Raw genomic sequence first — 26,421 nt, forward strand, 5'->3', positions numbered from 1 at the left:
TTGTACAGTAACATTAAGTTGCATTAAGATAACTAAAAGTAACTGCACGGATGCCTATTAGTAATAGCTAATCAAGCATTTTTTAACTAATAATATGTGATAAAAGGATGTACCTTATGGCTTACGCACTCAGCAAACCTCTAACATTAGCAGCGTTTATGGCACTAGGCCTTGCCGGCTGTAATAACAGCAGTCAAACTGCGACCGATGACGCTGCAACTGACGATGCTGCCACTACTGAAACCTCTACAAATGCCAACGGCACCCTTCAAAAAATTAAAGACTCAGGCACTATCGTTGTCGGCTATCGCGACTCTTCTATTCCGTTCTCATACATCGCGGATGATCCAAATCAGCCTATGGGCTATGCGCACGATTTAGAGATGAAAGTTGTGGATGCGGTGAAGCAAGAGCTCAATATGCCGGACTTGAATGTTCGTTATAACTTGATTACCTCGCAAACGCGTATCCCGTTGGTACAAAACGGCACCGTCGACTTTGAGTGTGGCTCAACGACTAACAACGAAGAGCGCCAAAAACAAGTGGGCTTCTCAAACGGCTTTTTCGAGATCGGAACGCGTTTGTTGACTGCGACAGACTCAGGTATCAATGATTTTGCTGACTTAGACGGTGAGACGTTAGTCACTACCGCAGGTACGACCTCAGAGCGCTATATTCGCCAGTACATCGATGAAAAGCAAATGGATACTAATGTCATCTCCGCCAAAGATCATGGCGAGGCATTCTTGATGCTAGAAAACGGCCGTGCTGATGCCTTTATGATGGATGATGTACTACTAGCCGGCGAAAAAGCCAAAGCTAAAAATCCAGATAAGTGGGTCATTGTAGGCGAGCCGCAGTCGTTTGAGATTTATGGCTGTATGCTGCGTAAAGACGATCCTGAGTTCAAAGCCGTAGTCGATAAAGCCTTGACGGATGTCTTTGCCTCAGGTGAGATCAATAGTATTTACGATAAGTGGTTCTTAAACCCAATCCCGCCTAAAAACGTCAACTTAAACTTTGAGATGTCAGATAACCTAAAAGCACTCATCGCCGATCCTCATGATGGCGCTCAGCCAAAAATGGCAGCGGCACAGTAACCCTCACTCCTCAACTTAGCTGGTACTCCCAAAAGCTTCATTATTGAAGCTTTTAGGGGTTAAGCCTATCAACCACTGCTTGGAGAGACAAGCATGAATTATAGCTGGAACTGGGGTGTGCTCTTTGAGCAGACTGGTGTCGGTAGCGAGCTGTATATCCATTGGATGATTACTGGCCTTGGCTGGCTGCTACTAATCGGTAGTATCGCTTGGGCTATTGCGATGGTCGTTGGTACTATCTTCGGTATTATGCGTACTTTGCCAAGCAAGCCTGCGCGGGCGATCGGTACCGCTTATGTGACCTTTTTTCGTAATATTCCGCTACTGGCGCAATTGTTCTTTTGGTTCTATATTGCCCCAGGGTGGCTGACACCGGCGCTACAAGAGTGGTGGTATAAGGAGCTCACGCCTAATACCTCAGCGATGCTCTCAGCGAGTATTGGTCTGGGTCTATTTACCGCGGCGCGTATCGTTGAGCAAGTGCGCACGGGTATTGAGTCCTTGCCGCAAGGCCAGATTAACGCCGCTTACGCGCTAGGCTTTACGATACCGCAGGCTTATAAGCAAGTACTACTGCCGCAAGCTTTTCGTATCATCTTGCCGCCTTTAAGCTCTGAGCTGACCAACTGCTTCAAAAACGCCTCTGTTGCCTCGCTCGTTGGGGTAATGGAGCTGATCAGTCAGACGAAGACCATTAGCGAATACACCCAAAATAGTCTTGAGATCTATACTTATGCGACGATTATCTATTTAGTGTTTAATCTGTCGCTGATTGCGATTATGGGTCTAATCGAGCGTAAACTTCGCGTACCAGGGCTTATTGCAGGGAGTCAGAAATGAGTATGATGACCGAACTTGCGACTGCATATCCAGGCCTTATGGGCGGGATGATTACCACCTTAAAGGTGTTGTTTTTAGCGATTCTTGGCGGTATAAGCCTTGGAACCGTACTGGCCTTGATGCGTCTATCTGGCATCAAAGTGTTAGAGGTACCGGCTAAGCTGTACGTAAACTACTTTCGCTCAGTGCCACTGCTACTGGTGCTATTGTGGTTTTATTTTGCCGTACCGATGATTTATTTTTGGGTGGCAGGTAAGTACTTGCAGCTCAATGCCGCCTTTGCTTCGTGTGTCGTCGCCTTTATGATGTTTGAGGCCGCCTACTTTTCTGAGGTCGTGCGAGCTGGTATTCAATCCATCGGTAGTGGTCAAGTCAATGCAGCAAAAGCGCTTGGCATGACTTATGGGCAGACCATGCGTCTGGTTATTTTGCCGCAAGCGTTTCGTAAGATGCTACCGCTGATCTTGCAGCAGTGTATTATTCTGTTTCAAGATACCACTTTGGTTTTTGCGATTGGTTTGACCGATTTTTTCCGTGCCGCTTACGTGCGCGGAGAGCTGATGGGGTTACTCACCCCTTATATATTAGGTGCAGGGGCGATTTACTTTATTATCAGTTTGACCGCTTCTATTGGCGTACAGCACGTGCAAAAAAAGCTTAGGTTCTAGCGTTTGATTGAATAATTCAACCGTAGAGGTTTGCGCACTAAACTAGCGTAAATCTTACGGACATAGCGCTATCACTTATTTTACATACATGACAAAAATATTAAGCATAAGGCTAGGAGCCGACGATGAATAAGGCTAAGACATTTATAAATGACTTTGGCGGACTGGTGACAGATAACGGTCATGCTAGCGATGAGATAGTCATTGAAATGGATAGCGTCAGTAAATGGTATGGCGACTTTCAGGTACTCACTGACTGTACTGCTCATGTCCATAAAGGCGACGTGGTGGTCGTTTGTGGCCCATCTGGCAGCGGTAAATCTACTTTGATTAAGACCGTTAATGGTCTTGAGCCTTTTCAAAAAGGGCAAATCATGGTCAATGGTATCTCAGTTGGCGACTCAAAAACCAATCTGCCAAAGCTACGTAGCCGCGTCGGCATGGTGTTTCAGCATTTTGAGTTATTTCCGCACCTGACTATCATTGAGAACCTGACGGTCGCGCAGATTAAAGTTTTGGGCCGCCGCGAGGACGAGGCCAAACAAAAAGGTATGGCTTATCTAGATCGCGTGGGACTAAGCGCGCAGGCACCAAAATATCCGGCTGAGCTGTCCGGTGGTCAGCAGCAGCGGGTAGCGATTGCGCGGGCGCTAGCGATGGATCCTGTGGCGATGTTGTTTGATGAGCCGACCTCCGCGCTTGATCCTGAGATGATTCAAGAGGTGCTCGATGTGATGGTAGAGCTGACCCGTGAGGGCATGACGATGATGTGCGTGACCCACGAGATGGGCTTTGCCAGTCAAGTGGCGAACCGTATTATCTTTATGGATGAGGGTTATATCGTTGAGAACTGTAGCAAAGATGAGTTCTTTGAGGGTGCAAAAAGTGATCGCGCGCAGCAGTTCTTATCGAAGATTCTGAATCACTAGCGGCTCATTTAATCAGTGTGTAGCTTGAAGCGTCTTTTTATAAGGCGCTTTTTTATGGGTTTTGCATTATGGGCGAAAATGTTTACTAGATTATCTTAGTACTGAGCGTACAAGTGTTTCTTATTTGCTGCTACAATGAAGTTACACCTAAATTTAAATATATAAGACCATATTGGAGCTCTTATGGGCATTGAAGAACCCTCTAAACATTCTGGCATCGTTATCGTTGGTGCAGGCCTAGCAGGCTGGCACGTGATAGATGCTATCCGTAGTAAAGATAAAGAGATACCGATTACTTTAATCACGGCCGATAATGCCGATCGCTATCATAAGCCGATGCTGACGATGGCGATTAGCCAAGATAAAAAACCGGCCGATTTAGTGCGAGCAGCGGGGGAGCAGGCAGCAAAGACCGCTAATGTCACTTTATTAGCCCATACGCAGGTCAGTGATATCGATGCGGCAAGCCAAACATTGCAGCTGGTCTCTGCAAATCGCTCAGACCCTGCCAACACCAATTACGCGGTCATCAATTATGACAAGCTAGTGCTCGCGATGGGCGCACATCCGATATTTCCTAAGAGCTTGCCTGAGAGTTTAGTCTGGCATGTCAATCATATTGAGCGCTTCGGTCAGCTGCAAGAAAAGCTCTCGACGGGTAGCCAGCACGTGGCTATTGTGGGCGCAGGGATGGTCGGTACCGAAATCGCCGAAGACTTGCTCAAAGCCGGTCACAAAATCAGCCTAATTGATCTCAATGATGCGCCACTTGCGCAAATGCTACCGGCGAAAGCGACCGCTCGTATTAGGCAAGCGATTGAGTCGCAAGGTATTGAATTTTTGGGCAGTTATCGGGTGACTGATGTCGTACGTAATGAGGATGACAGACTAGAAGTCAGCTATGAGCCGTTAGAGAATGTGCAAGGACAGGCTAATACTATGACAGTCGATCATGTGATTGCTAGTACCGGTCTGGTCGTCGATGATAAGCTGCCCGCAGCGGCAGGTATAGAGTTCAATCCGCGCACGGGTATTGTTGTCGATGCGCCAACGCTACGCACCAATGCTAACAATGTCTATGCCATTGGCGATTGTATGTCTATCGATGGCGTGGCTTGTCGTTACGTGGCACCGCTAAGAGCGCAAGCCGCGACTATCGCTGATGATATCTTAGGCCACGCGCATGCTGGCTACGACCATAAACCGCCGATGATTCGTCTGAAGAATAAGGCGATTGCGGTAACGGTGGTTGGCGTGCCACAAGCGACAGGTAACTGGCAAGTCAAAACCGAAACGACCGATGAGCTGGTCATGGAATTATTTGACGACGCTACTGATGATAAAGCGGTAAAAGCCACAGTGTCTCTTAAAGTACCAGCAAAGCCAGCAGCGAAAGCTTAATGGGTATGCAAGTGCTCTTGGAGTGATAGCTGGGTCGCCAGTCTTTTATTCATAAGAGGCTGGCTTTTTTACGGCTAGTCATATCATTTATCATAACGGCTATCGATGATGTGAATGAGACATCTTGTATCAATATGATTGACAGGGTTTGATTTCAGACGTTATAGTGAAGAGATATAAGGGACAAGCCACAATAGATTTATTGATAAGCTTGATTAGCAAAACGGAAAAGTAAAACGAAAGGATTCGTTATGATTCAACCCTCTCCACTTAGCACTGCCTCCAGCGATATTCTAAATAATATTCCAAAAATAAACATGGGCGCACGCTCCGCAAATGCACCTCTCACTCAAAGTTACGACAAAGGCCCCGATGTCCCGCTTATAGAAGCCACTATTGGCGATTTTTTTGATGCTATTGTGGCCAAATATCCCGAGCGCGAAGCGTTAGTGGTGCGTCATCAAAACATTCGTTGGACTTATAAACAGCTACAAGAGCAAGTCAATAAGCTCGCCAGCGCCATCATCGAGATGGGGCTTGAGATTGGTGATCGCATCGGTATCTGGTCGCATAATAATAGCGAATGGCTACTGATGCAGCTTGCGACGGCTAAAGTTGGCGTCATTTTAGTCAACATTAATCCCGCCTATCGTACCTTTGAGCTGCAATACGCCTTGAATAAATTAGGCTGCTCGGCGTTGGTATTAATGCGTCATTTCAAAACTAGCGATTATACGCAAATGATTCGTGAGCTCTGCCCTGAGATTTACCACAAAACCTTTAATCAGCTCGATTTGGTTGAGATACCGACGGTTGAGTGTATTATTTGGATCGATGAGCCTGAAGATACTGATGATATCAGCTTTATGCAAAAGTTCTCAGACTGGATAGCGGAAGGTGATGCTAATGATCCGCGTGTTAAAGAGCGCCAAGCGATGCTTAAAAACACTGACGCTATCAATGTGCAGTTTACGAGTGGTACCACAGGGACGCCCAAAGGCGCTACACTCAGCCACCGTAATATCTTAAATAATGGCTATTTTATCGGTGAGGCGATGAATCTTACTGAAGCTGACAGATTGTGTATTCCTGTGCCGCTCTATCATTGTTTCGGCATGGTACTAGGGAATTTAGCGATTTTGACCCATGGCGGTTGTATCGTTTATCCCAATGATGGCTTTGAACCACTAACGGTACTACAAACGGTAGAAGCTGAAAAATGTACCGCGCTGCACGGCGTGCCAACGATGTTTATCGCTGAGCTTGATTATCCTGACTTTGATAAATTTGATTTATCGAGTTTGCGTACGGGGATTATGGCAGGCTCTAGTTGTCCGATTGAAGTGATGCGCCGAGTCATCGATAAGATGCATATGCAGGAGGTCACCATTGCTTATGGCATGACTGAGACGAGCCCTGTATCCTGTCAAACTAATGAGCACACGCCGCTTGAAAAACAAGTCTCGACCGTTGGACTGGTGCAGCCCGCGCTTGAGGTCAAAGTTGTCGATACGGGTACTGGCGAGACTCTACCTATCGGCGAGACAGGCGAGCTACTGACAAAAGGCTATTCAGTGATGAAAGGCTATTGGGGTAGCCGCTTTAAGACTCGCGAGGCGATACAAGACGGCTGGATGCATACTGGCGATTTGGCGACGATGGACGAGGATGGCTATGTCAAAGTCGTCGGTCGTAGTAAAGATATGGTCATCCGCGGCGGCGAGAATATTTATCCGGTTGAGATTGAAAACTATCTGTATCGTCATCCAAAAATACGCGACGTACAAGTCGTTGGCATTCCAGATGAGCGTTACGGTGAAGTGCTGGCGGCTTGGATTATTCCTAAAGAGGGAGTTGATCTGACAGAAGAAGAGGTCAAACAGTTCTGCTACGATAATATCGCCCATTATAAAATCCCGGCTTACTATCGTTTTGTCACAGAATATCCGATGACCATCACGGGTAAAATTCAAAAATATAAAATCATTGAGCAAATGACAGCAGAGTTAGGTTTGGCATAGTATTGATTTATATAAAAGCTTTATCATTCAAAACACTGCTAAGTATTTAATGACCCCTTATTTTTGCAAAAATGTTTTATAGTTAAAATTCAGACATAGAAGTATAACAAGGAAGACCATGAGCGCCATTATCACCAGTAAACTAAGCCCCAACTCGAGCGAGTTTCAGCAAAATAGTACCGCGATGCAAGCGCTCGTCGATGATTTATATCAGCATCTGCATAAAATTGTCCAAGGTGGATCAGAGCGTGCTCGAGCTAAGCATTTAGCGCGCGGTAAGCTGTTACCTCGCGCGCGCGTGGAGCGTCTACTCGATGTTGGCACGCCGTTTTTGGAAGTGGCGCCGATGGCAGCGCATGATATGTATGATGCCGATATCCCAGCGGCAGGCGTGATTGCCGGTATTGGCCGTATTAACGGCATCGAGTGCATGATCGTCTGTAATGATGCTACGGTGAAAGGCGGTACTTACTACCCGATGACGGTTAAAAAACACTTGCGCGCACAGGAAATCGCGCAGCAAAACCATTTGCCTTGTGTTTATCTCGTTGATTCAGGCGGCGCGAATCTGCCGAATCAAGACGAAGTATTCCCTGATAAAGATGACTTTGGGCGTATCTTTTTTAATCAAGCCAATCTGAGCGCGGCAGGTATTCCGCAAATCGCCGTAGTCATGGGCAGCTGTACCGCAGGCGGCGCTTATGTGCCGGCAATGAGCGATGAGTCTATTATTGTCAAAGACCAAGGGACGATATTTCTCGGCGGCCCGCCACTGGTCAAAGCGGCAACGGGTGAAGAGGTCAGCGCAGAAGACTTGGGCGGCGGTGATGTGCACACGCGGCTATCAGGGGTGGTCGATTATCTAGCACAAAACGATACCCATGCGTTGTCGATTGCCCGCGATATCGTTGGGCATTTGAACCGTGATGCGAAAGTCATTCCCAATCAAATCACCCCGCGGCCTCCACGCTATGATGTCAAAGAGCTGTACGGCATTATTCCGACTGATAAGCGTAAACCGTTTGATATTAAAGAGATCATTGCCCGTATCGTCGACGATAGCGCCTTTGATGAATTTAAGGCGCGCTTTGCCAATACGCTCATTTGCGGCTTTGCCCATATCGAAGGCATGCCTGTCGGTATTATCGCCAATAACGGTATCTTATTTAGTGAGTCGGCGCAAAAAGGCACACACTTCATTGAGCTGTGCTGTAAACGCAAAATCCCGCTGGTGTTTTTGCAAAATATCACCGGCTTTATGGTCGGACGTAAGTATGAGAACGAAGGCATCGCTCGTCATGGTGCCAAAATGGTGATGGCGGTTGCCAATGCCAAAGTGCCTAAATTTACGGTCATCGTTGGCGGCTCTTTTGGCGCAGGTAACTATGGCATGTGTGGCCGCGCTTACGATCCAAGGTTTTTATGGATGTGGCCGAACGCGCGCATCTCGGTGATGGGCGGCGAGCAAGCCGCTTCGGTACTGGCAACGGTAAAGCGTGATAACTTCGAACGCAGTGGCGAGGCGTGGAGCGCTGACGATGAAGAAGCGTTTAAAGCACCAATACGCGATATGTATGAGGAGCAAGGCCATCCTTATTATGCCACTGCAAGGTTATGGGATGATGGCGTCATTGATCCTGCTGATACCCGTCAGGTATTAGCGTTAGGACTTAGCGCGGCTCATAACGCACCTATTGAAGAGACGACCTTTGGTATTTTTAGAATGTAGATTTAGTTTGATAAGTGATAATTCTCGTCTACAAGTATGATAGGAAACTTGGCGTGTGGCTGGTAAAAATTTTCTTGCGTGCTGTGCCTACGCCGACAGAGGCTGCAAAAATTTCTACCAGCCCACTATTTATTTTTCAAAATAGAACTACTGTATTGAAAGAAAAGCCGCTACAAAATTAAGAGAAAAAATTATATGAATAATTATAAAAACCTATTAGTAACCATAGAAAACTACGTCGCAACCGTAACTTTAAACCGTCCTGAAATACGCAATGCCTTTAATGATAAAACAATTAGCGAATTAACCTCTGTATTTAAGCAGTTGGGTCAAAGCGATGACGTTCGTGTGATTGTCTTAGCGGCAGCAGGTAAGGCTTTTTGTGCCGGCGCGGATCTGAACTGGATGCGAGCGATGGCAGATTATGATTATCAAGAAAATCTAGCCGATGCTGATACACTCGCGCAAATGCTCAAAACCATTTATGACTGCTCAAAGCCCACCATTGCGGCTATCCAAGGTGATGTTTATGCTGGCGGCATAGGGCTGGTGGCAGTGTGTGATATCGCTATCGCGGTTAAAAACGCCAATTTCTGTCTCAGTGAAGTGCGCTTAGGTCTAGCGCCTGCAACGATTAGCCCTTATGTGATAAAGGCGTTAGGCGCGCGTGCCTCACAGCGTTACTTCTTAACCGCTGAGGTGTTCAATGCCAAAAAAGCACGGCAACTTGGGTTTGTACATGAGCGCGTCAGTGAAGAGAGCCTAGATGATACGGTCGCTAGGCTATGCGCGAAGATCGTCAATAATAGCCCTGATGCGGTCAAGACCTGTAAGCGCTTACTTCATGATATCGAAGGTAAGCGTATTAATGATGAGTTAATCGCTGATACGGTGAAGGAGATTGCTGATATTCGCGCGTCAGAGCAAGGAAAGGAAGGCGTACAAGCCTTTTTGCAAAAGCGTAAGCCGGATTGGTTGGCTGATAAAGAGTAGTGTAGTTGATTCACTTTAAAACCGATACAGTGCTACTGGGATAAATTGTATGCAGCATCGAAAAGCTCGAAGCGCACAGCAAGCAAAGAAAATTTGTACCAGTAGCACGACAAAATAAATATATCGATTTTATTTTGAATTGACTATAACCCGTTTAAATTAAGGCAAAATATCAAATATAAAGCACAGGAATTGCTATGTTCTCCAAAATACTCATCGCCAACCGTGGTGAAATTGCTTGCCGAGTCGCGGCTACTGCCAAACGTATGGGCGTACGTACGGTCGCCGTTTATTCAGATGCTGACCGATATGCCAAGCATGTCGCTGTTTGTGACGAAGCCGTTTATCTCGGCGGTTCTGCGCCTAAAGACAGCTACTTGAAAGGCGATGCGCTCATTGCCATTGCCAAAGATCGCGGCGCGGAGGCGATTCATCCCGGTTATGGGTTTTTAAGTGAGAACGCTGATTTTGCTGAAGCATGTCAAAATGCAGGTTTAGTATTTATCGGGCCCTCAGCGAATGCCATAAACGCGATGGGCGGTAAATCGGAGTCTAAGCGCTTGATGGAAGCGGCTGGTGTACCTCTGATACCAGGCTATCACGGTGATAATCAAGATAGCGATTTTTTGAAGGCGCAAGCAGACGCTATTGGCTATCCAGTGCTAATCAAAGCCAGTGCAGGCGGCGGCGGTAAAGGCATGAGAATCGTTGAGAATAGTAATAACTTCGACGATCTTTTAGCGTCCTGCCGCCGTGAGACTATCACCAGCTTCGATGATGATCAAGTTCTCATTGAAAAGTACGCCCTCAAACCGCGCCATATCGAAATCCAAGTCTTCGGTGATAGTCATGGTAATTATGTACATCTGTTTGAGCGCGACTGCTCGGTACAGCGCCGCCATCAAAAGTTACTAGAAGAAGCGCCTGCGCCTGACGTCGATGAGTCCATGCGTGCTGCTATGGGCAAAGCTGCCATCGATGCTGCGCGTGCAGTCGATTATGTCGGTGCGGGTACGGTCGAGTTTATCGTTGAGCAGCGCGAGACGGGTATGAGTTTTTATTTTATGGAGATGAACACCCGTCTGCAAGTCGAGCATCCCGTGAGCGAAGCGATAACAGGCGTCGATTTGGTGGAGTGGCAATTACTGGTAGCCGCCGGTCAGAAACTACCGAAAACGCAAAATGAATTATCTATCAATGGTCATGCGATTGAAGCCCGTATTTGCGCGGAGAATCCTGACAATAATTTCTTGCCAGCAACGGGGACGCTGTTCACGTATCAAAAGCCTGAACATAGTACTTTTACTATTAACAAAAACGGTAATGATGTGCGTATCGATGATGGGGTACGCGAGGGCGATGTCATCAGCCCGTTTTATGACTCTATGATTGCCAAGCTTATCGTGCATGCGCCAACCCGCGCGCAAGCATTAGCGAAAATGGATCAAGCATTAGCACTCACTCGTATCGTTGGCTTACCCAATAGTGTCGCGTTCCTACGTTATGTGATTAATACCAACTCTTTTAGTCAGGCCAATCTAGATACGGCTTTAATAGAGCGTGAAGCGACTGAGTTATTCAATCAGCACCCGTTAGAGCTATCGGCGTTGGTAACCACTGCTATCGTGCAGCAGTTGACTAGTGAGAAAGACACAGTGAGAAATAATGCCAATGATCCCTTTAGTCAGCTCTCTGCGTTCCGCGCTTATACCGACTACTCGCGTACTTTTAACCTCATTTATAATGAAGAAAATTACCTTGCTCATATTAGTAATTGGCACAATGCTAATAATGCTGCACGTCAAAACAATGCGGGTCAAAAAAATACAGATAGCACCGATCGTTTTTCTTTAACGATTGAGCACGATACGAGTGGGGCAAGCTCCTCAGAAAAGTCAGATGAGGCTTTATATAACGCTCAAGTCAGCTACCATAGTGATGATGCCCATAATCATACCTTATGGCTCGATGATACGTGTATCAAAGCGCAAAGTTGGACGCATAACGAGACAGTTTACGTCTTTACCGATAGGGGTCGCGATCAGATTGAACTTATCGATGCCATGGCTTATGCAGGGGAGGATTCTGCCGCTGCTGGTAGTCTCAAGTCGCCTATGCCAGGACAGGTGATTGCCTTTAAAGTCGCGGTCGGCGATAGCGTCAAGCAAGGCGAGCCATTAGCGGTGATTGAAGCGATGAAAATTGAACATACGATTACCGCGCCCACTGACGGCGTTGTCGCAGAATTGCTATTTGCAGCGGGCGACTTAGTCGCCGATGGTGATGAGCTACTGCGTATTGATAGCGAGACGAGTGAAGCTTAAGGATACTAACTATGAATAACGCGTACCCAAATCATGTCACCATCGTCGATGTCAGTCCGCGTGATGGCTTACAAAACGAATCCATGACCGTACCGACAGCGATCAAACAGGCCTTAATCGAAGATTTGATCAAAGCAGGGGTTAAGAAGATTGAAACTACTAGCTTTGTTTCCCCTAAATGGGTGCCGCAAATGGGTGATAATAATGAGCTAATGACAGCGCTTGCAGCTAGTAGATCAGATGACGTGATCTATTCGGTACTAGTGCCCAATATGCGCGGCTTTGATGATGCTATCTTGCACCGTCCTGATGAGGTGGTTATCTTTGCCTCAGCAAGCGAAACCTTTAGTCAAAAAAACATCAACTGCAGTATCGATGAGAGCATTGAGCGTTTTGCGCCAGTCACTGCCGCGGCCAAAGCGCAAGGCATCAAAGTACGCGGGGTAATCTCCTGCACGGTCGGCTGTCCTTATGAGGGCGAGATTGACCCTAGTCAAGTGGCTTACGTCACCAAACGCTTGGTTGAGATTGGCGCGGAACAAATTGGCATCGCTGATACCATAGGCGTCGGTACGCCTATTAAGGTAAAAAAAGCGTTAGCAGCGGCACTTGAGTATATCGATATTGCACGTATCTCAGGCCATTTTCACGATACTTATGGACAGGCGCTGAGCAATACTTTAGCGGCGCTCGAGATGGGCATTAACGAATTTGACACCTCAGTCGCGGGCCTTGGCGGTTGTCCTTATGCTAAAGGCGCTACGGGCAATGTCGCGACCGAAGATGTGGTCTATATGCTCCATGGCATGGGGATTGAGACTGGTATTGATTTAGATAAATTAGTCCTCGCAGGCGAGCGCATCAGCGAATTTTTAGGACGCCGTAACGACTCTAACGTTGCAAGAGCTTTGATTAATAAGCGTTCAGCTTAAGTCATCCTGTTTTAATTAATATAAATATCTACCGCTGCGTATAGCTGGCACAAATTTTATTCGCTTGCTGTGTGACTTCGTCACTCCAGAGGCTTCAAAAAATTTATGCCAGCCATACCATTTTTATACATGCTATATTTTTATATAAGTTATCTAATTTTATTAATAGAGTTAAAGATTATAAATAAGGAGTTATTATGAGTTTACCCGGTTTAGACTTTCAGCTTGGCGAAGATATTGATGCGCTGCGTGATGTGGTAGCGCAGTTCGCCGCTAAAGAAATCATCCCGCGCGCAGGCGAGATTGATAGCAGCGATGAGTTCCCGATGGATCTATGGCAAAAAATGGGCGATTTAGGCTTACATGGCATTACCGTACCTGAAGAATACGGCGGCGCTGACATGGGCTACGTCGCTCATATGGTGGCGATGGAAGAGATTAGCCGTGCATCCGCCTCTATTGGTCTAAGCTACGGCGCGCACTCAAACCTTTGCGTCAATCAGATCAAGCGCAACGGCTCAGAGGCACAAAAGCAGAAATTTTTACCTAAGCTAATCACTGGCGAGTTCATCGGTGCGCTTGCCATGAGTGAGACGGGTGCAGGGTCTGATGTGACCAGCATGAAGCTTAAAGCTGAGGAAAAAGGTGACGTCTTTGTGCTAAACGGTAGCAAAATGTGGATTACCAATGGCCCAGATGCCGATGTGATGGTGGTCTATGCCAAGACCAATCCTGAGCTTGGCGCGCAAGGGATTACCGCATTTATTATCGAAAAAGGTATGGACGGTTTTGGTACGGCGCAAAAGCTCGATAAACTTGGGATGCGTGGTAGCCACACCGGCGAGATGACTTTCAATAATGTTGAGGTGCCAAAAGAGAACATCTTAGGTGGCCTGAACAACGGCGTAAAGGTACTGATGAGCGGCCTTGATTATGAGCGCGCAGTATTGGCAGCGGGTCCTATCGGTATTATGCAAGCCGTGATGGACAATGTCGTGCCCTACATTCATGACCGTAAGCAGTTCGGTCAAGCGATTGGCGAGTTTCAGCTGATTCAAGGTAAAGTCGCTGATATGTACACGATTTTGCAAGCAGGTCGCAGCTTTTTATACACGGTCGGCAAGAATCTCGATATGCTAGACGCACAAGGCGCAGGTCATAGCCGGCAAGTACGTAAAGACTGCGCTAGTGTGATTCTATGGTGCGCGGAAAAAGCGACCCTGATGGCAGGCGATGGCATCCAAATCTTTGGTGGTAACGGCTATACCAATGAGTATCCGCTTGGGCGCTTATGGCGCGATGCTAAGCTGTATGAGATTGGCGCAGGCACCAGCGAGATTCGCCGTATGCTGATTGGTCGAGAGTTGTTTAATGAGACTAAGTAGGTAGTTTAGAGTCGATCTTGTAATAAAAAAAGCAGTAAGTCCAAGACCGACTGCTTTTTTATTTTTAACACTTTTAATATAGCTTTAAACTACTAGCTGCTTTTTGCTGTAATCAAAATATCTAGCCAAGCCATTGAGAAGTGAGTCATCACGCAAGCGTACCGGACGATTGACATGCTCAGCAATCATAGCCGCATCACCGCCGGTCATGATCAGCTCAAAGTTAGGATGACGATGAGTGATCTCATTGATAGCACCAACGATAGATAACAAAATGCCGTGATGGACCGCATCCTGCGTGGTGACTCCTTGCGCGATACTATCAAAAGCACCGTTTGAAATCGTAATCTGCTTAGTACCCGAAAATAGCGACTCGCGCTGCAAATAGATGCTCGGAAAAATATAACCGCCCAAATGCTCGGCATGATCGATCAGATCTATTGTGACCGCGGTACCGCAGCCCACTACGCATTGGCGCTTCGTCCTATCTACTGCGCCAAGCATCTGTAACCAGCGATCACAGCCTAATTGTTTGGCATCATAGCGACTACTCATCAGCGCGTGAGACGAGTCGACATTGACAAACTCAAAGGGTATACCCAGCCGACTGAGCGTCTGTGCTACATTGCCATTGAGCTCATCACCCAGCACCGATGAGATACCGATAAAGTCAGGCGCGTAACGCTCAAATCGATCGGTCAGTCCCATTAGCAGCTCAGCTGGCGCTTGCAAATGCTGGCGTGCATTGTGCGAGACAATTTGGCCAATATCATCAGTGAGCCAGTATTTAAGCCTAGTATTACCTAGATCTAGCCAGAGCATAGTTTTTCCTTATTGGCTCTTTATCTAGTGTTCATTAAGTCTCATTTATCACATCAATGCGACCGGTAAAAAGTGCTGAAATATTACCGTTATCTTGCTGCAATTGCAAACAGCCGTTTGTATCGATACCACAGGCACGGCCTTCGATAACGTGCTCGTTATGGTTAAGATTTTGTGTGATTCTTACTCTCAAACCTTTGAGGGCATCTTGCGGTGTAAACTCTCGGTTAAACTGAGCCATTGCATACTGGGTAGAGGTGGGCTGTACATGAGACTTTTCGGCCGATATAGCTTTGAAGCAATCGACAGCGTCTAGTAAAGCCTGACTGATTTGCTCATAAATAATGCTTAAGCTTGGCAAAGGTTCTAACAGATTATCCTTGGCATCTTTATTTATCGACTTATGAATATCTTGTAGGCTAATCGCTTGATAACTCATGCCTTCTAGCGTTTGCTCGGTGAGCTTAGGCGTCGCCGCTACATTTAACCCCACTCCTATGACTACGCCTTTTAGTTTGCTTGCTATCCATACCGGCTCAATCAAAATGCCAGCCAATTTATTAAAAGCGATAAGGCTGTTGTCATTTAAATCAAAACCTAAATCTTGCTTGTGCAGTGGATAAAAGCCTAAATCATTGGCCCATTTTACCCCGATAGGCGTTTTGTTTTGCGCTTTTAGCTGCGTGTTCAGCGCTTGGATAATCGGCATTTTTGCTAATTCTAAACCAATCATTAACGATAGCAGACCACTGATAGGGGTGTTAATCGGATGATAAAGGGAGAGATAGACATTGCCCGGCGGCGATTGCCAAGAGCGGGTATGTTGCCCACGACCTGCTGTTTGCGTCTCAGCGGTCAGTAGCTGTTTATCATTACTATCAAGCTTACCTGCTTGTAATGTCTCTAGCAGCTCGCTATTGGTTGATTTGCTACTAGAGAGGTGCCGATGGTTGAGCGCGGATAAGCTATTGTTTTGAATGGATAAAGGCATAAGGAGTTCGCTAAAAATAGAGTGGTTTGAGCTGACGTCAGATGACTTGTAAGACAATAATTACTGAGATGTTTGCTATACTAAGCGCCTGCTACTGCGCAAGTCAGGCAAGTTATTATGAGCTAAAAGGTTATCTTATTAAATAGCAGACCCATAATAGCTAAACAAAACAGCAGAATAATCAGAGCGCAAATAAAGGATTTCGTTAATGCTATATGTATGGTTTGTGATTGCCGGCGCGTTTGCTGGCGTTTGCGCGGGTTTATTCGGCATCGGTGGCGGCATGATAATCGTGCCAGCTCTCGTTTGGATTTTTACCGCGTATAATTTTTCGCCAGAGGTCGTCACTCACTTAGCGGTTGGCACCTCTTTGGCGACTATTATCGTCACGTCTATCAGTTCATTGACCGCACACAATAAACGCGGCGGCGTGCGCTGGGAGATTTGGCGCGGTATGGCTATCGGCCTTGTCGTGGGTAGTGTCGTTGGCGCAGGTATTGCTGACATGATAAATGGACAAGCACTACAAGCGATCATCGGTATCGGTGCTTTATTGGTCGCGCTGAAGATGCTGTTTTTTTCTAATAAAGAACGGTTAGGCAAACCGCTACCTTCTAAAGGCATACAAGTCGGAGCAGGGACAGGTATCGGTATGGCATCCTCCATATTTGGCATTGGCGGCGGTAGTCTGACCGTGCCATTTTTGAATTGGGCAGGGCTTCCGATGAAGCAAGCGGTTGGTACTTCAGCCGCTTGTGGTTTGCCTATTGCAGTGGCGGGAGCACTCGGGTTTGCTTGGTTTGGGCAAGATGTGGCTACTCTACCCGCAGGCACGATAGGTTTTGTGCATATTATTGGCTTTATCTGTATATCGGTGGCTAGCTTTATTACGGCTAAAATCGGTGCAAGACTTGCGCACCAACTGCCAGCACTGATGCTGAAACGAGCTTTTGGAGTATTATTGATATTCGCAGGCGGGCAGCTGTTTTTGAGTGGGATTGGGGTGTTGTAATTATCTTCTTTTTAAATGTCTTTTGCGTAGTAAGAGTCTTTATATTCAAAGCAAAGCGGCTAAGCAAACTTGTAGCCAAGCTGATCTCGTGCAAACGCAATACCTTTAAAGATCCTAAAAACCCATCCCAATTTCAGGTAGAATAGCCGCCTGTTTTATTATCGAAAAACTCACCGTTTATGCGTTTAAAATCTCTCAAACTGGCAGGCTTTAAGTCCTTTGCCAATGTCACTACTTTTAGCTTCCCCCGCGGCATCACTGCTATCGTCGGGCCAAACGGCTGCGGCAAATCAAACGTCATTGATGCAATCCGTTGGGTATTAGGCGAGACCTCCGCCAAGCAGTTGCGCGGCGGCGCGATGAGTGATGTAATCTTTGCCGGTACGCAAGATAAATCGGCCAAAAGCGTGGCCAGCGTTGAGCTGACCTTTGAGCATACTCAAGATGAGCAGACGGGCATTCGCCACGAGCTCAACCTCTATCAGGAGCTATCAGTACGTCGGCAAGTCAACATGGAGGGCCGCTCCGATTATTTTATCAATGGTACCCGCTGTCGTCGCCGTGATGTGGTCGATGTGTTTTTGGGTACAGGGCTTGGCGCGCGTAGTTATGCCGTGATTGAGCAAGGTATGATCGGGCGTATCGTTGATTCAAGCCCCATGCAGCTGCGCGAGTTTATCGAAGAGGCGGCGGGTGTATCGCGTTATCAGGCTCGGCGGATAGAGACGCAAAAGAAGCTTGAAAAGACACAGGAGAATTTAGCGCGTCTGCACGATATGCAAAGCGAGCTAGTCCGTCAACAAAAAAGCTTAGCGCGTCAAGCGAGCAGCGCTCAGCGCTACAATAAGCTGGCCGAGACCTTAGCGGATATTAAGCAACAACTGGCGATTCAGCAGTTATATCAAGCCAAACAAGCCCAACTGCAACATAAGAATGCGTATGAAGGTAGTGATTTAGCACTCAAAGAGCGGCAAGCGCACTATGAGCAGTTAAAGCATAAGCAAGACAAGCTCAGCACCCAGATTAACCAAGAGCAATGGCTAAAAGACGAAGCACAAAGCGCGCATTATCATCAGCAGCTTGAGCTTCAACAAGCAAAGCATCAGCTAGACGATGTTACGGCGAAGCTGACAGTGATTGAGCAGCAGCTGGTTGCTTTGGAGCGGCAGCGTCAGCAGTCGACTGACGAGCTTGATAGAATAAAGGATGAGCAGGATCAGCAAAAGCTCGAGCTTGCTCGCCTGCAGCCAGAGCTTACTAAGCTAACCAAGAAGCGCCAAACGTATCAAGCGGAAGAGCCGCCACTACAACGCGCATGGTCTGAGTCACAATCGCAGTTAACGCGTCTGCAAGATAACGTGCGTACCCTCGAGCAGCAGCAAGCCATCAATAGCCAAGCGCAAAAGCGTCATCAGCTGAGTCAAGAGAAGCTCGCTGCTCGCCAGCAAAGTTGGCAAACGCTGTGGGATCAGGCGCAGACTCAAAGCTCTACTCATGATGACTCTTTGAGCATAGATGAGCAAGACAAAAGCGCCATCAGCGTTATCGATGAGCTAGAAGCTCAGTTACAGCAGCGTGCGCGTCAGCAAGATAGCGTCGCTGAACGGCTAGCGGATTTGCAACCGCAAGCTCATACGTTGCAGCAGCGTTTGACCGAGCAGCTACGCGAGGTGACAGCACAAGAAAAAAGCCACGCGCTACTGGCAGGCGAGTACGATACGCTACATAAGATCGTACATGCCAAAACGACTCAGAAGCCGACCGCACAAAAAGAGAAGTCGGATAAAGGTTTGGCAAATGACGTTGTTATTAATACTGACAATCTACTGCCGGTTTCTACTTTGCGCGAGCAAATCAAGCTTAGTCCACTTGGCAAGGAGCATGCGCAAACCCTTGATAAGGTACTAGCATTATGGCTAGATAGCCAAGTGCTTACTGATGAGCAAGTGGGTCTAATCTCAGAGCCAGAGCTTTCTAGATATTTGCCAAATTTACTGAGCTTTCAGCATAGCCAACACTCCCAAAACCAAGCTAATAAACAGTCAGCTAGTCGCCATAGTTTGTGGTTGCCTGCACAGATGGCCGATAGCGCTGATCAGGATTTTACAGCCAAGCTACCTGCTAATTTGCAAGCTAAAGTACAGCCTTTATCTGCATTAATTACTAAGCCTGCTTTAGCGATATGGCAGCAGTGCTATTTATATATAGCAGATAAGCCTAACCGCGAAACCACTGCAGAATTGACCGAAATCCTAAAAGTATTGCCGTCATCGGTTTTATTAGTGACTGCAGAAGGTTGGTTGATTAGCGCTAGTGGCACTATGAATTTTAATCAATTCGCCAAGCAACAAGACGCTGCGCAAAACAGTCAATTTTTGATGCAGCGTATGCAACAGCAGCAGCGTTTAATAGAGTTGGAAGAGCTGCTTGATACTAGCGATGAGCACATTGATTGCTTGCATAAGCAAATAAAGAGAAGCCAAAGCGAGTATGACGCGCTAAGAATCAGCTTAGATGAGAGCCGCGCTCAAAACGAGCAGCTTACCCGTGAGGTGTATGATTATCAGCAGCAATTGGCAACTGAGAAAGCTGCCCTCAAGCAAAGACAGGCCGATGCCCAACGTTTGCAGAGCGACAAATTGGCACTGGAGCACGAGCAACAAGAGCTTGCCGCCGAGCAACAAACACTTAATGATGAGCGCGTGCAAATCGAAACAGACTTACAACTCATAAGGCCCAAAGTCCAAGCCGCACAGGATCGACGTCAGCAGCTACAAGGGGAGCGTCACGAGCTGCAGCGCAATCGTCAAAAAGTTGACGCCGATTGGCAAGCCCTGCAGATGCGCCAACAAAAACTTGAGATGCACCTTGAGCATAGTGCTAATAGTCTACAGCGGGCGACGCAATTTCTTGATGAGTCTTTACAAAACTGGCAGACACTGATCGCCAATCGTGACAGCTACCAACAACAACTGCCAACGCTGCAGGCCACATTACAGACTATAAAAGCTAAGCGCGATGAGCAGCAAGATTTATTAGCCACGCGTGAAGCCGCGCTGAGCATCCTTAAAGAGGAGTACAACGAGCAGCAATCTGCCTTAGATACTTTGCAGACTACCTTACAGGATCAGCAAGAGAGCAATGCCAAACAGGCGACAGAGCTGGCGCTGAGCGAGTCTAAACTCAACGATGCAAAGGATAGCGTACAGAGCGCATTGGATGAGTACCATTATATTTTGGCAAAAAGTAGTAAGCAGGCGTTAAAGGCTGCGCCGCCGCAGATAAGTGTTTCAAGCTTATTAACCGATTTTATTACTCATAAACGCCGCGTCCGTCCCGAGAAAATCGCTGAGTTACAAGCTGAGCAGGCCAGTCTTGAGCAGCAAATCAGTAAAATAGGTGCGGTCAATCTGGCAGCAGTGGCAGAGCTGGCTGAGGTTAATGAACGCTTAGAGCCGCTTGCGCAGCAGACCGAAGATATTGCCGCTAGTATGCAGACTTTGACGGATGCTATTGCTTCGATTGATGAGACGACTAAGACGCTATTTATGCAAACCTTAGAGTCGGTCAATGGTGAGTTATCTAAACTGTTCGCCAAAGTATTTGGCGGCGGGCAAGCCAGTCTAACGCTAGATTTGCAGGATATGCCTACGGATACCCAATCTGATATCAGCGCTGATAAATCTGAACATTGGCGCGCAGGGTTGACGTTAATGGCGCAGCCAAAAGGCAAGCGTAATAGCCGTCTCGCTGTACTCTCAGGCGGCGAAAAGACCTTGACTGCGCTGAGCCTAATTTTTGCCATATTTAAACAGCATCCGGCGCCGTTTTGCGTGCTCGATGAAGTCGATGCGCCGCTTGACGATGCTAATGTTGCTCGTTTTACTAGCTTGATTCATGAGTTGGCGGATGATTTACAGTTTATCTTCATTAGCCATAATAAGCTCTCGATGCAGATTGCCGACGAGCTAAAAGGTATCACTATGCCTAGCGCAGGTGTTTCTACTTTAGTGAGCGTCTCACTTGATGAAGCCGAAAAGTACATCGAAAGTTAACTATAGTCGATCCACTATAAAAGAAATGCAGTGCTACTGGAATGAATTTTGCGCAGCCTCTGGGAACGCAGCACGCAAGGAAAATTTATACCAGTAGCACATTACAATGCCTGTACTCTTTTACTCTTTTTATTTAGGATTTACTATATCACGAGTTAAGTTTTGATAAACAAACTTTATAATTTAGGGTAAAATCAAAGCCGTTATATTTATGGCAAGTTTCTATTCGCTTTCTACACGCTTTTTACCCGCTATCATCTACTGAACGGCACGTGCAATGATGAGTATCAAGTGTCAAACCGTTACAAGGTGATGACGCTTTTATGTAGCCGTGCTAGACTGATAGCGTTTAAACTGCTGTATATGCTCTGATTACTTTTATCATTACCTATATTGTTAGCTATATTATTATTAGGATGTATTCTCTTATGACCGCTATCCAGTTTGTGTTGATCGCCATTGCCGCTTTGATTGTGCTAGCAGGACTGTTTATGGTCATTCGTAGTTTCAAGCGCCGACAAGATACTGATGCGGCCGCCGTTAATTATGATAAAAACGGTATCCCTATCATTCCGCGTCATGAGCGCAATGTCGTTGATGAGCCAGACTTCGATGATACTATCGCCGGTGAGACAACGATTGCTCCTAATAGAGAGTATCTGAGTGCTGTGGTTGAAGAAGAGCCGTTGACACAAAACCATACTGAGGTTGATGCGCAGCTGACACAAAATCGTGGTACGACGGCTGATATTAATGATAATGAAACCAATCCTGAGTATGCCCGCTGGCAAGCAGAACAGCAGCGCGCAGATGACGAAGAGTTTGCGCAATTCGCCCAAGACAATAACTCTGACATTCAAAGCGAGCCGGATGCTTTTTCAAGCCTGATGTCAGCGACCGATAGCCTGATGCCCGTGATTGATACTGCCGAGGAGCCGAGCTTCACGGACAACAGCCCTGTGCTCGACCAGCACTTATTGACGCCTATTGATGAGGCGCAAAACGGACCGCTGATAAATGCCAAAGACAACATCAATATTACTATTTTGCCGCAGCAAAGCCGTGAGCGCCCGAGTGCGATTATTCGCGGCAGTGATTTATTAACCTTAGTGGATAAGTACGGCTTGCGCTTTGGCGCGATGAATATGTTCCATCGTTATGAGCAAAAAGACGGCACCGGTATGCTTTGGTTTAGCATGATGGGTATCACTGATAATGGTATCGCACCTTTTGATCCGCATAGCGTGGCCACCAATGTCTATAGCGGCGTGGTGTTGTTTTTATCGCTGCCACATCCGCAAGCGGTGCGTAGTTTTGATAGCATGATGAGTATTGCCTATATGATGGCAAGCGATCTTGATGCGATAATGCTAGACGAAAATAACGAACCGATTACGCCAGATTATAAGCAGCAGCTACGCAATCAAGTCCGCGATTACGACAGCTAAAATAGCCAAATAACCTCTCATTTAACGTCATTTTTATTAAGTAAAAGTGGCGTTTTTTTATGCCAGTCTTTACTGTAAAGCGCCCCCTAAATTGTTATGATAGTTGCTATTATCAATCGCTCAATAACCACTATAGATACCGACTATGACTGACTCTGGCAACTCTAATAACATTCATAACTCTAAAAACCATGCGACCCATGCGACCCATGATAGCGATGTCATTAGCAAAATGCGCACCTTGATTGCAGCGCTAAAAACGCATAATAATGCCTATTACGTCCTTGATAATCCTATGATTGAGGATAGCGAGTACGATCAGCTGCGTCTGTCCCTTATCGAGCTTGAAGAAGAGTATCCAGATTTGGTGCAGCCTGATAGCCCGATCAATCAAGTCGGTGATGTGCCGCTATCGGCCTTTACCCAAGTCACCCATGACATTGCTATGTTATCGCTTGGCAATGTCTTTGATTATGATGATCTCAGCGACTTTATGCGCCGCGTCAATGATCGTCTAAGCGTGGCACAGCAAAACCCTGAGTATGAGATGGAGATGAAGCTCGATGGCTTGGCCGTGTCGCTAAAATACGAGTATGGCCAGTATGTACAAGCGGTCACTCGCGGCGATGGGCAAACGGGCGAGGATATCACCCAAAATGTCAAAACTATTCGCAATCTGCCACTGTGGTTGGCAGATGCCAAAGATATCGAATTGCTAGAAGTACGCGGTGAGGTGTTAATGCCAAAAGCCGGTTTCGAGCGCCTCAATCGTCTAGCAGAGGAAAATGGTGAAAAAACCTTCGCCAATCCACGCAATGCCGCAGCAGGAAGTTTGCGTCAGCTCGACCCTGCGGTAGCGGCCAGTCGCCCGTTAGCGTTCTATGGCTATTCGGTCAATCAAGGCTTGCCTGAGCGTATCGACACGCAATCGGGTGCACTGGCTTGGCTTGGTGATATTGGCTTTACCGTCAGCGCAGTGCGCGTGGTTGCGAACCCGCGCGAGGCGCAAGCGTACTATGAGTCAGTGATTGAAAAACGCAAAAAACTACCGTTTGAGATTGACGGAACAGTGATTAAAGTCAACAGCCTTGCTCTGCAGCAGCAATTAGGCTTTTTATCTAGAGAACCACGCTGGGCGACCGCTTATAAATTCCCTGCTGAAACCGTGATGACCCGCCTGCATACTATCGAATGGCAAGTCGGGCGTACCGGACAGATTACCCCAGTCGGCAAACTAGAGCCGGTCAAAGTCGGCGGCGTCACCGTCAGTAACGTCACTTTGCATAACTTCGGCGAGATTCAGCGCTTAGATGTGCGAGCGGGCGATATGGTCAGCGTACACCGCGCCGGCGACGTCATCCCCAAAGTCACCCGCGTTTGGCACGAGCAACGCCCAGATGATTCTAAACCTGTCGAGCTACCATCGGCTTGCCCCGTGTGTGACTCACCCGTAGTGCTACCCGAGGGCGAAGCCTTGGCGCGCTGTAGCGGCGGTTTGTTTTGTCCGGCGCAGCAAGTCGAGGCGCTTATCCACTTTGTCTCACGGCGGGCGATGGATATCGATGGGCTGGGCGAGCGCTGGCTGATGAGTTTTTTTGAGCATGGCCTTATCAAAACCGTCGCTGATATCTATGACTTACATAACCATACCGACGAGCTGATCACTTTTGAAAAGCTGGGCGAAAAGTCAGTTAATAACATCCTTGCCGCCATTGAAGCGAGCAAACACACCACGCTTGCGCGCTTTATCTACGCGCTTGGTATTCGCGGTGTTGGCGAAGGCACCGCACAGAACTTTGCTCAGCAATTTGGTGATTTAGACAATCTCATGGCAGCCAGTATTGAGACCTTGATAAAAACGCCCGATGTTGGCGAAATCACCGCTGAGCTGACCTATGAGTTCTTCCGTGCGCCGCACAATATCGAAGTCATCACGGCGCTACGCGAGGCAGGCGTGCATTGGGATAAGGTCGAGCAGGTCGCATCCGAAGGGCTACCGCTCGATGGGCAAACGTGGGTCATCACCGGAGCGCTCGATAGCATGGCACGTGATGAAGCCAAGGCCAAACTACAAGCGCTAGGTGCCAAAGTCTCAGGCAGCATCTCCGCCAAAACCAGCGCCCTGCTGGCAGGCGAAAAAGCAGGCTCAAAACTCACCAAAGCAGAAAAATTGGGTGTGAAAGTGGTGAGTGAAGATGAGTTTTTGGCGATGGTTGGGGAGTAGGTTATGATAGAAAGTGATAGAAAAATTTTTGAGAAGTTAAAAGAAATTCCAGATGAATACACTCGCGGAATAACTAATAAATTAGCAAAAATAGTAATAAATAGTGACGGAAATAAAATAAGTGTAGCAAATACAAAATTTCTCATAGCTACTATTTTATTGAATAAAGATTATAAGGAAGAAGCACTAGAGTTGTTTAACAGTATCAGACTTGAAGAGAATAAAAGTATTTACGAGAATGCTCAATTCTTTATAGGAGATATTCTTTTGGAAAGTAATAACTTGTCAGATATAGAAAAGGCTAAGAGGAGCTTTGTTTTTGTAAAGAATAAGTTTCCTTACGAAGCAAGAAATAAGATAGATGTATGCGATTTAATTTTAGATGGAGGTTTTGAAGAGTTAGGTAGAAAGGTTTTTGAAATATCTAATATTGTATATAAAATATTATCCATATTAAAGATTGATATCAATAGTATAGGAAAGAAACAGTTGCATGCAGAACGTAAACTTGCACATTACACCTCAACTGAAGTAACCAACATTCTACTAAATAATCCGAGTACTAGCTCTTTTCGACTAAATACTATTCATAATGTTAATGACCCTAGTGAAGGTAAGCTACTTGAAGGTTGTTTAAAGAATGATAGTAAAAGAATAAATAGTGAAGTAATGTCTGATAGTAAATATCAAACATTTATTGGATGCTTTACTTTCAATCATGACAGTTTAAACCAGTTCAGACTTTACGGTAAGCAAGACTACAAGGAAGCTTCTGGTATTAGCTTGATATTCAATAAAGGTTTTTTCAAAGAAAACGATCACCCTGATCAAATATCATTTATTGCAACTGAAAGAATCTTAGATGAAAAAGTATCCAAGGAGAAAATTAGTCGACAGCCAGTAATACGTTGTGTTTATATAGATCCTAGTTCTCAATTTATACATTTGGCACAACGCAATCAGATTACTTTTTATAGAGAATTTAGCGACCGTGTTGAAGCTGATATAAAATGGATGAAGTATAAAAAGTATATCGATAAAAAAACAAATGAGTTTTTAGTATGCTTTGAGTGTTTGAAAGGTGTATATCAAAAAGCTATTAAGATTGTAAGTGAGCTAGATAAATCGAAAGCTTCAGAAATAAAAATTTTACTAGATAGAATTTTACTACCAATAAAATATCTAATTAAGCATATAGCTTTTCAAGAGGAACAAGAGTGTCGAATGATTTATATCACTTCACTTGATGACCCTAAAGTTAAAATGGATTTTGGCAAGTTTCTATACGTAGAGTACGAGCCAGAGGTAAAGGCAAACTTAGACAAAGTCTACATCGCACCAGCCGCAACGCAATATCAGCCTTACTTGGCAAAGCTATTATGTGGTACGAATAGTTTAGGAAAAAAAATCAAAATTGAACTCTCAAATAATCCTTATCGCTTACCTACTAGCCATTAAAAAAACGTGCGCTATGCCAGCGCACTTTTTTATTTTACCTAAATCTTACATTCCTTATCAATACACAGCAACAGTCCACCCCTACAAAA

18 protein-coding genes are annotated in these 26,421 nt (G+C 46.3%); 16 read left to right on the forward strand and 2 right to left on the reverse strand.

Annotated elements, in window-relative coordinates:
- The first annotated feature begins 116 nt into the window (after positions 1 to 116).
- From AAEY83_RS03800 to AAEY83_RS03850, 11 genes are all read left to right on the forward strand, one after another.
- Complete coding sequence (locus AAEY83_RS03800; RefSeq protein ID WP_037074312.1) at positions 117 to 1,100, forward strand: glutamate/aspartate ABC transporter substrate-binding protein; 984 nt, start codon at positions 117 to 119, stop codon at positions 1,098 to 1,100.
- Between the two features lie 93 nt (positions 1,101 to 1,193).
- Positions 1,194 to 1,940, forward strand: coding sequence for an amino acid ABC transporter permease (locus AAEY83_RS03805; RefSeq protein WP_025646473.1), 747 nt, complete (start codon positions 1,194 to 1,196; stop codon positions 1,938 to 1,940).
- On the forward strand, positions 1,937 to 2,608 hold the full coding sequence (locus AAEY83_RS03810) for an ABC transporter permease subunit (protein WP_025646474.1): 672 nt from the start codon (positions 1,937 to 1,939) through the stop codon (positions 2,606 to 2,608). The genes AAEY83_RS03805 and AAEY83_RS03810 overlap by 4 nt, the downstream gene beginning before the upstream one ends.
- 209 nt (positions 2,609 to 2,817) lie before the next feature.
- The gene (locus AAEY83_RS03815; RefSeq protein WP_037059487.1) at positions 2,818 to 3,537 is read left to right on the forward strand and encodes an amino acid ABC transporter ATP-binding protein; all 720 of its coding nucleotides are present in this window, start codon (positions 2,818 to 2,820) and stop codon (positions 3,535 to 3,537) included.
- A 183-nt stretch (positions 3,538 to 3,720) separates the two neighbouring features.
- The gene (locus tag AAEY83_RS03820; protein WP_025646476.1) at positions 3,721 to 4,938 is read left to right on the forward strand and encodes an FAD-dependent oxidoreductase; all 1,218 of its coding nucleotides are present in this window, start codon (positions 3,721 to 3,723) and stop codon (positions 4,936 to 4,938) included.
- A 251-nt stretch (positions 4,939 to 5,189) separates the two neighbouring features.
- Complete coding sequence (locus tag AAEY83_RS03825) at positions 5,190 to 6,959, forward strand: AMP-binding protein (RefSeq protein WP_037059461.1); 1,770 nt, start codon at positions 5,190 to 5,192, stop codon at positions 6,957 to 6,959.
- Between the two features lie 118 nt (positions 6,960 to 7,077).
- Positions 7,078 to 8,688, forward strand: a complete 1,611-nt coding sequence (locus tag AAEY83_RS03830) for a carboxyl transferase domain-containing protein (protein WP_025646478.1) — start codon at positions 7,078 to 7,080, stop codon at positions 8,686 to 8,688.
- A 195-nt stretch (positions 8,689 to 8,883) separates the two neighbouring features.
- Positions 8,884 to 9,681, forward strand: coding sequence for an enoyl-CoA hydratase/isomerase family protein (locus AAEY83_RS03835; RefSeq protein WP_025646479.1), 798 nt, complete (start codon positions 8,884 to 8,886; stop codon positions 9,679 to 9,681).
- A gap of 197 nt (positions 9,682 to 9,878) precedes the next feature.
- Positions 9,879 to 12,005: an acetyl/propionyl/methylcrotonyl-CoA carboxylase subunit alpha gene (locus tag AAEY83_RS03840; RefSeq protein WP_025646480.1), complete on the forward strand. Its 2,127-nt coding sequence runs from the start codon at positions 9,879 to 9,881 to the stop codon at positions 12,003 to 12,005.
- An 11-nt stretch (positions 12,006 to 12,016) separates the two neighbouring features.
- Positions 12,017 to 12,937: a hydroxymethylglutaryl-CoA lyase gene (locus tag AAEY83_RS03845; RefSeq protein ID WP_025646481.1), complete on the forward strand. Its 921-nt coding sequence runs from the start codon at positions 12,017 to 12,019 to the stop codon at positions 12,935 to 12,937.
- Positions 12,938 to 13,134: 197 nt separating this feature from the next.
- On the forward strand, positions 13,135 to 14,322 hold the full coding sequence (locus tag AAEY83_RS03850; RefSeq protein WP_025646482.1) for an isovaleryl-CoA dehydrogenase: 1,188 nt from the start codon (positions 13,135 to 13,137) through the stop codon (positions 14,320 to 14,322).
- An 84-nt stretch (positions 14,323 to 14,406) separates the two neighbouring features.
- Here the strand turns inward: AAEY83_RS03850 and AAEY83_RS03855 are convergent, their stop codons facing one another.
- Positions 14,407 to 15,144: a pantothenate kinase gene (locus tag AAEY83_RS03855; RefSeq protein ID WP_025646483.1), complete on the reverse strand. Its 738-nt coding sequence runs from the start codon at positions 15,142 to 15,144 to the stop codon at positions 14,407 to 14,409.
- Positions 15,145 to 15,178: 34 nt separating this feature from the next.
- The gene (locus tag AAEY83_RS03860) at positions 15,179 to 16,135 is read right to left on the reverse strand and encodes a biotin--[acetyl-CoA-carboxylase] ligase (protein WP_025646484.1); all 957 of its coding nucleotides are present in this window, start codon (positions 16,133 to 16,135) and stop codon (positions 15,179 to 15,181) included.
- 208 nt (positions 16,136 to 16,343) lie between these two features.
- Here AAEY83_RS03860 and AAEY83_RS03865 point away from each other — a divergent pair, with 208 nt between their 5' ends.
- The 5 genes from AAEY83_RS03865 (at position 16,344) to AAEY83_RS03885 (ending at position 26,332) form a co-directional block, all read left to right on the forward strand.
- Positions 16,344 to 17,147, forward strand: a complete 804-nt coding sequence (locus tag AAEY83_RS03865) for a sulfite exporter TauE/SafE family protein (RefSeq protein ID WP_025646485.1) — start codon at positions 16,344 to 16,346, stop codon at positions 17,145 to 17,147.
- Positions 17,148 to 17,326: 179 nt separating this feature from the next.
- Positions 17,327 to 21,202: a chromosome segregation protein SMC gene (gene smc / locus AAEY83_RS03870; RefSeq protein WP_025646486.1), complete on the forward strand. Its 3,876-nt coding sequence runs from the start codon at positions 17,327 to 17,329 to the stop codon at positions 21,200 to 21,202.
- 428 nt (positions 21,203 to 21,630) lie between these two features.
- Positions 21,631 to 22,650, forward strand: coding sequence for a cell division protein ZipA (locus AAEY83_RS03875; RefSeq protein ID WP_025646487.1), 1,020 nt, complete (start codon positions 21,631 to 21,633; stop codon positions 22,648 to 22,650).
- A gap of 232 nt (positions 22,651 to 22,882) precedes the next feature.
- Entirely contained in the window at positions 22,883 to 24,874 is a 1,992-nt protein-coding gene (ligA, locus tag AAEY83_RS03880; RefSeq protein ID WP_413771576.1) for an NAD-dependent DNA ligase LigA, read from the forward strand.
- 3 nt (positions 24,875 to 24,877) lie between these two features.
- Complete coding sequence (locus tag AAEY83_RS03885) at positions 24,878 to 26,332, forward strand: DUF2971 domain-containing protein (RefSeq protein WP_025646489.1); 1,455 nt, start codon at positions 24,878 to 24,880, stop codon at positions 26,330 to 26,332.
- Positions 26,333 to 26,421 lie beyond the last annotated feature (89 nt).

The sequence above is a fragment of the Psychrobacter sp. TB20-MNA-CIBAN-0197 genome (genome assembly GCF_040309765.1).
GTDB classification, from domain to species: domain Bacteria; phylum Pseudomonadota; class Gammaproteobacteria; order Pseudomonadales; family Moraxellaceae; genus Psychrobacter; species Psychrobacter submarinus.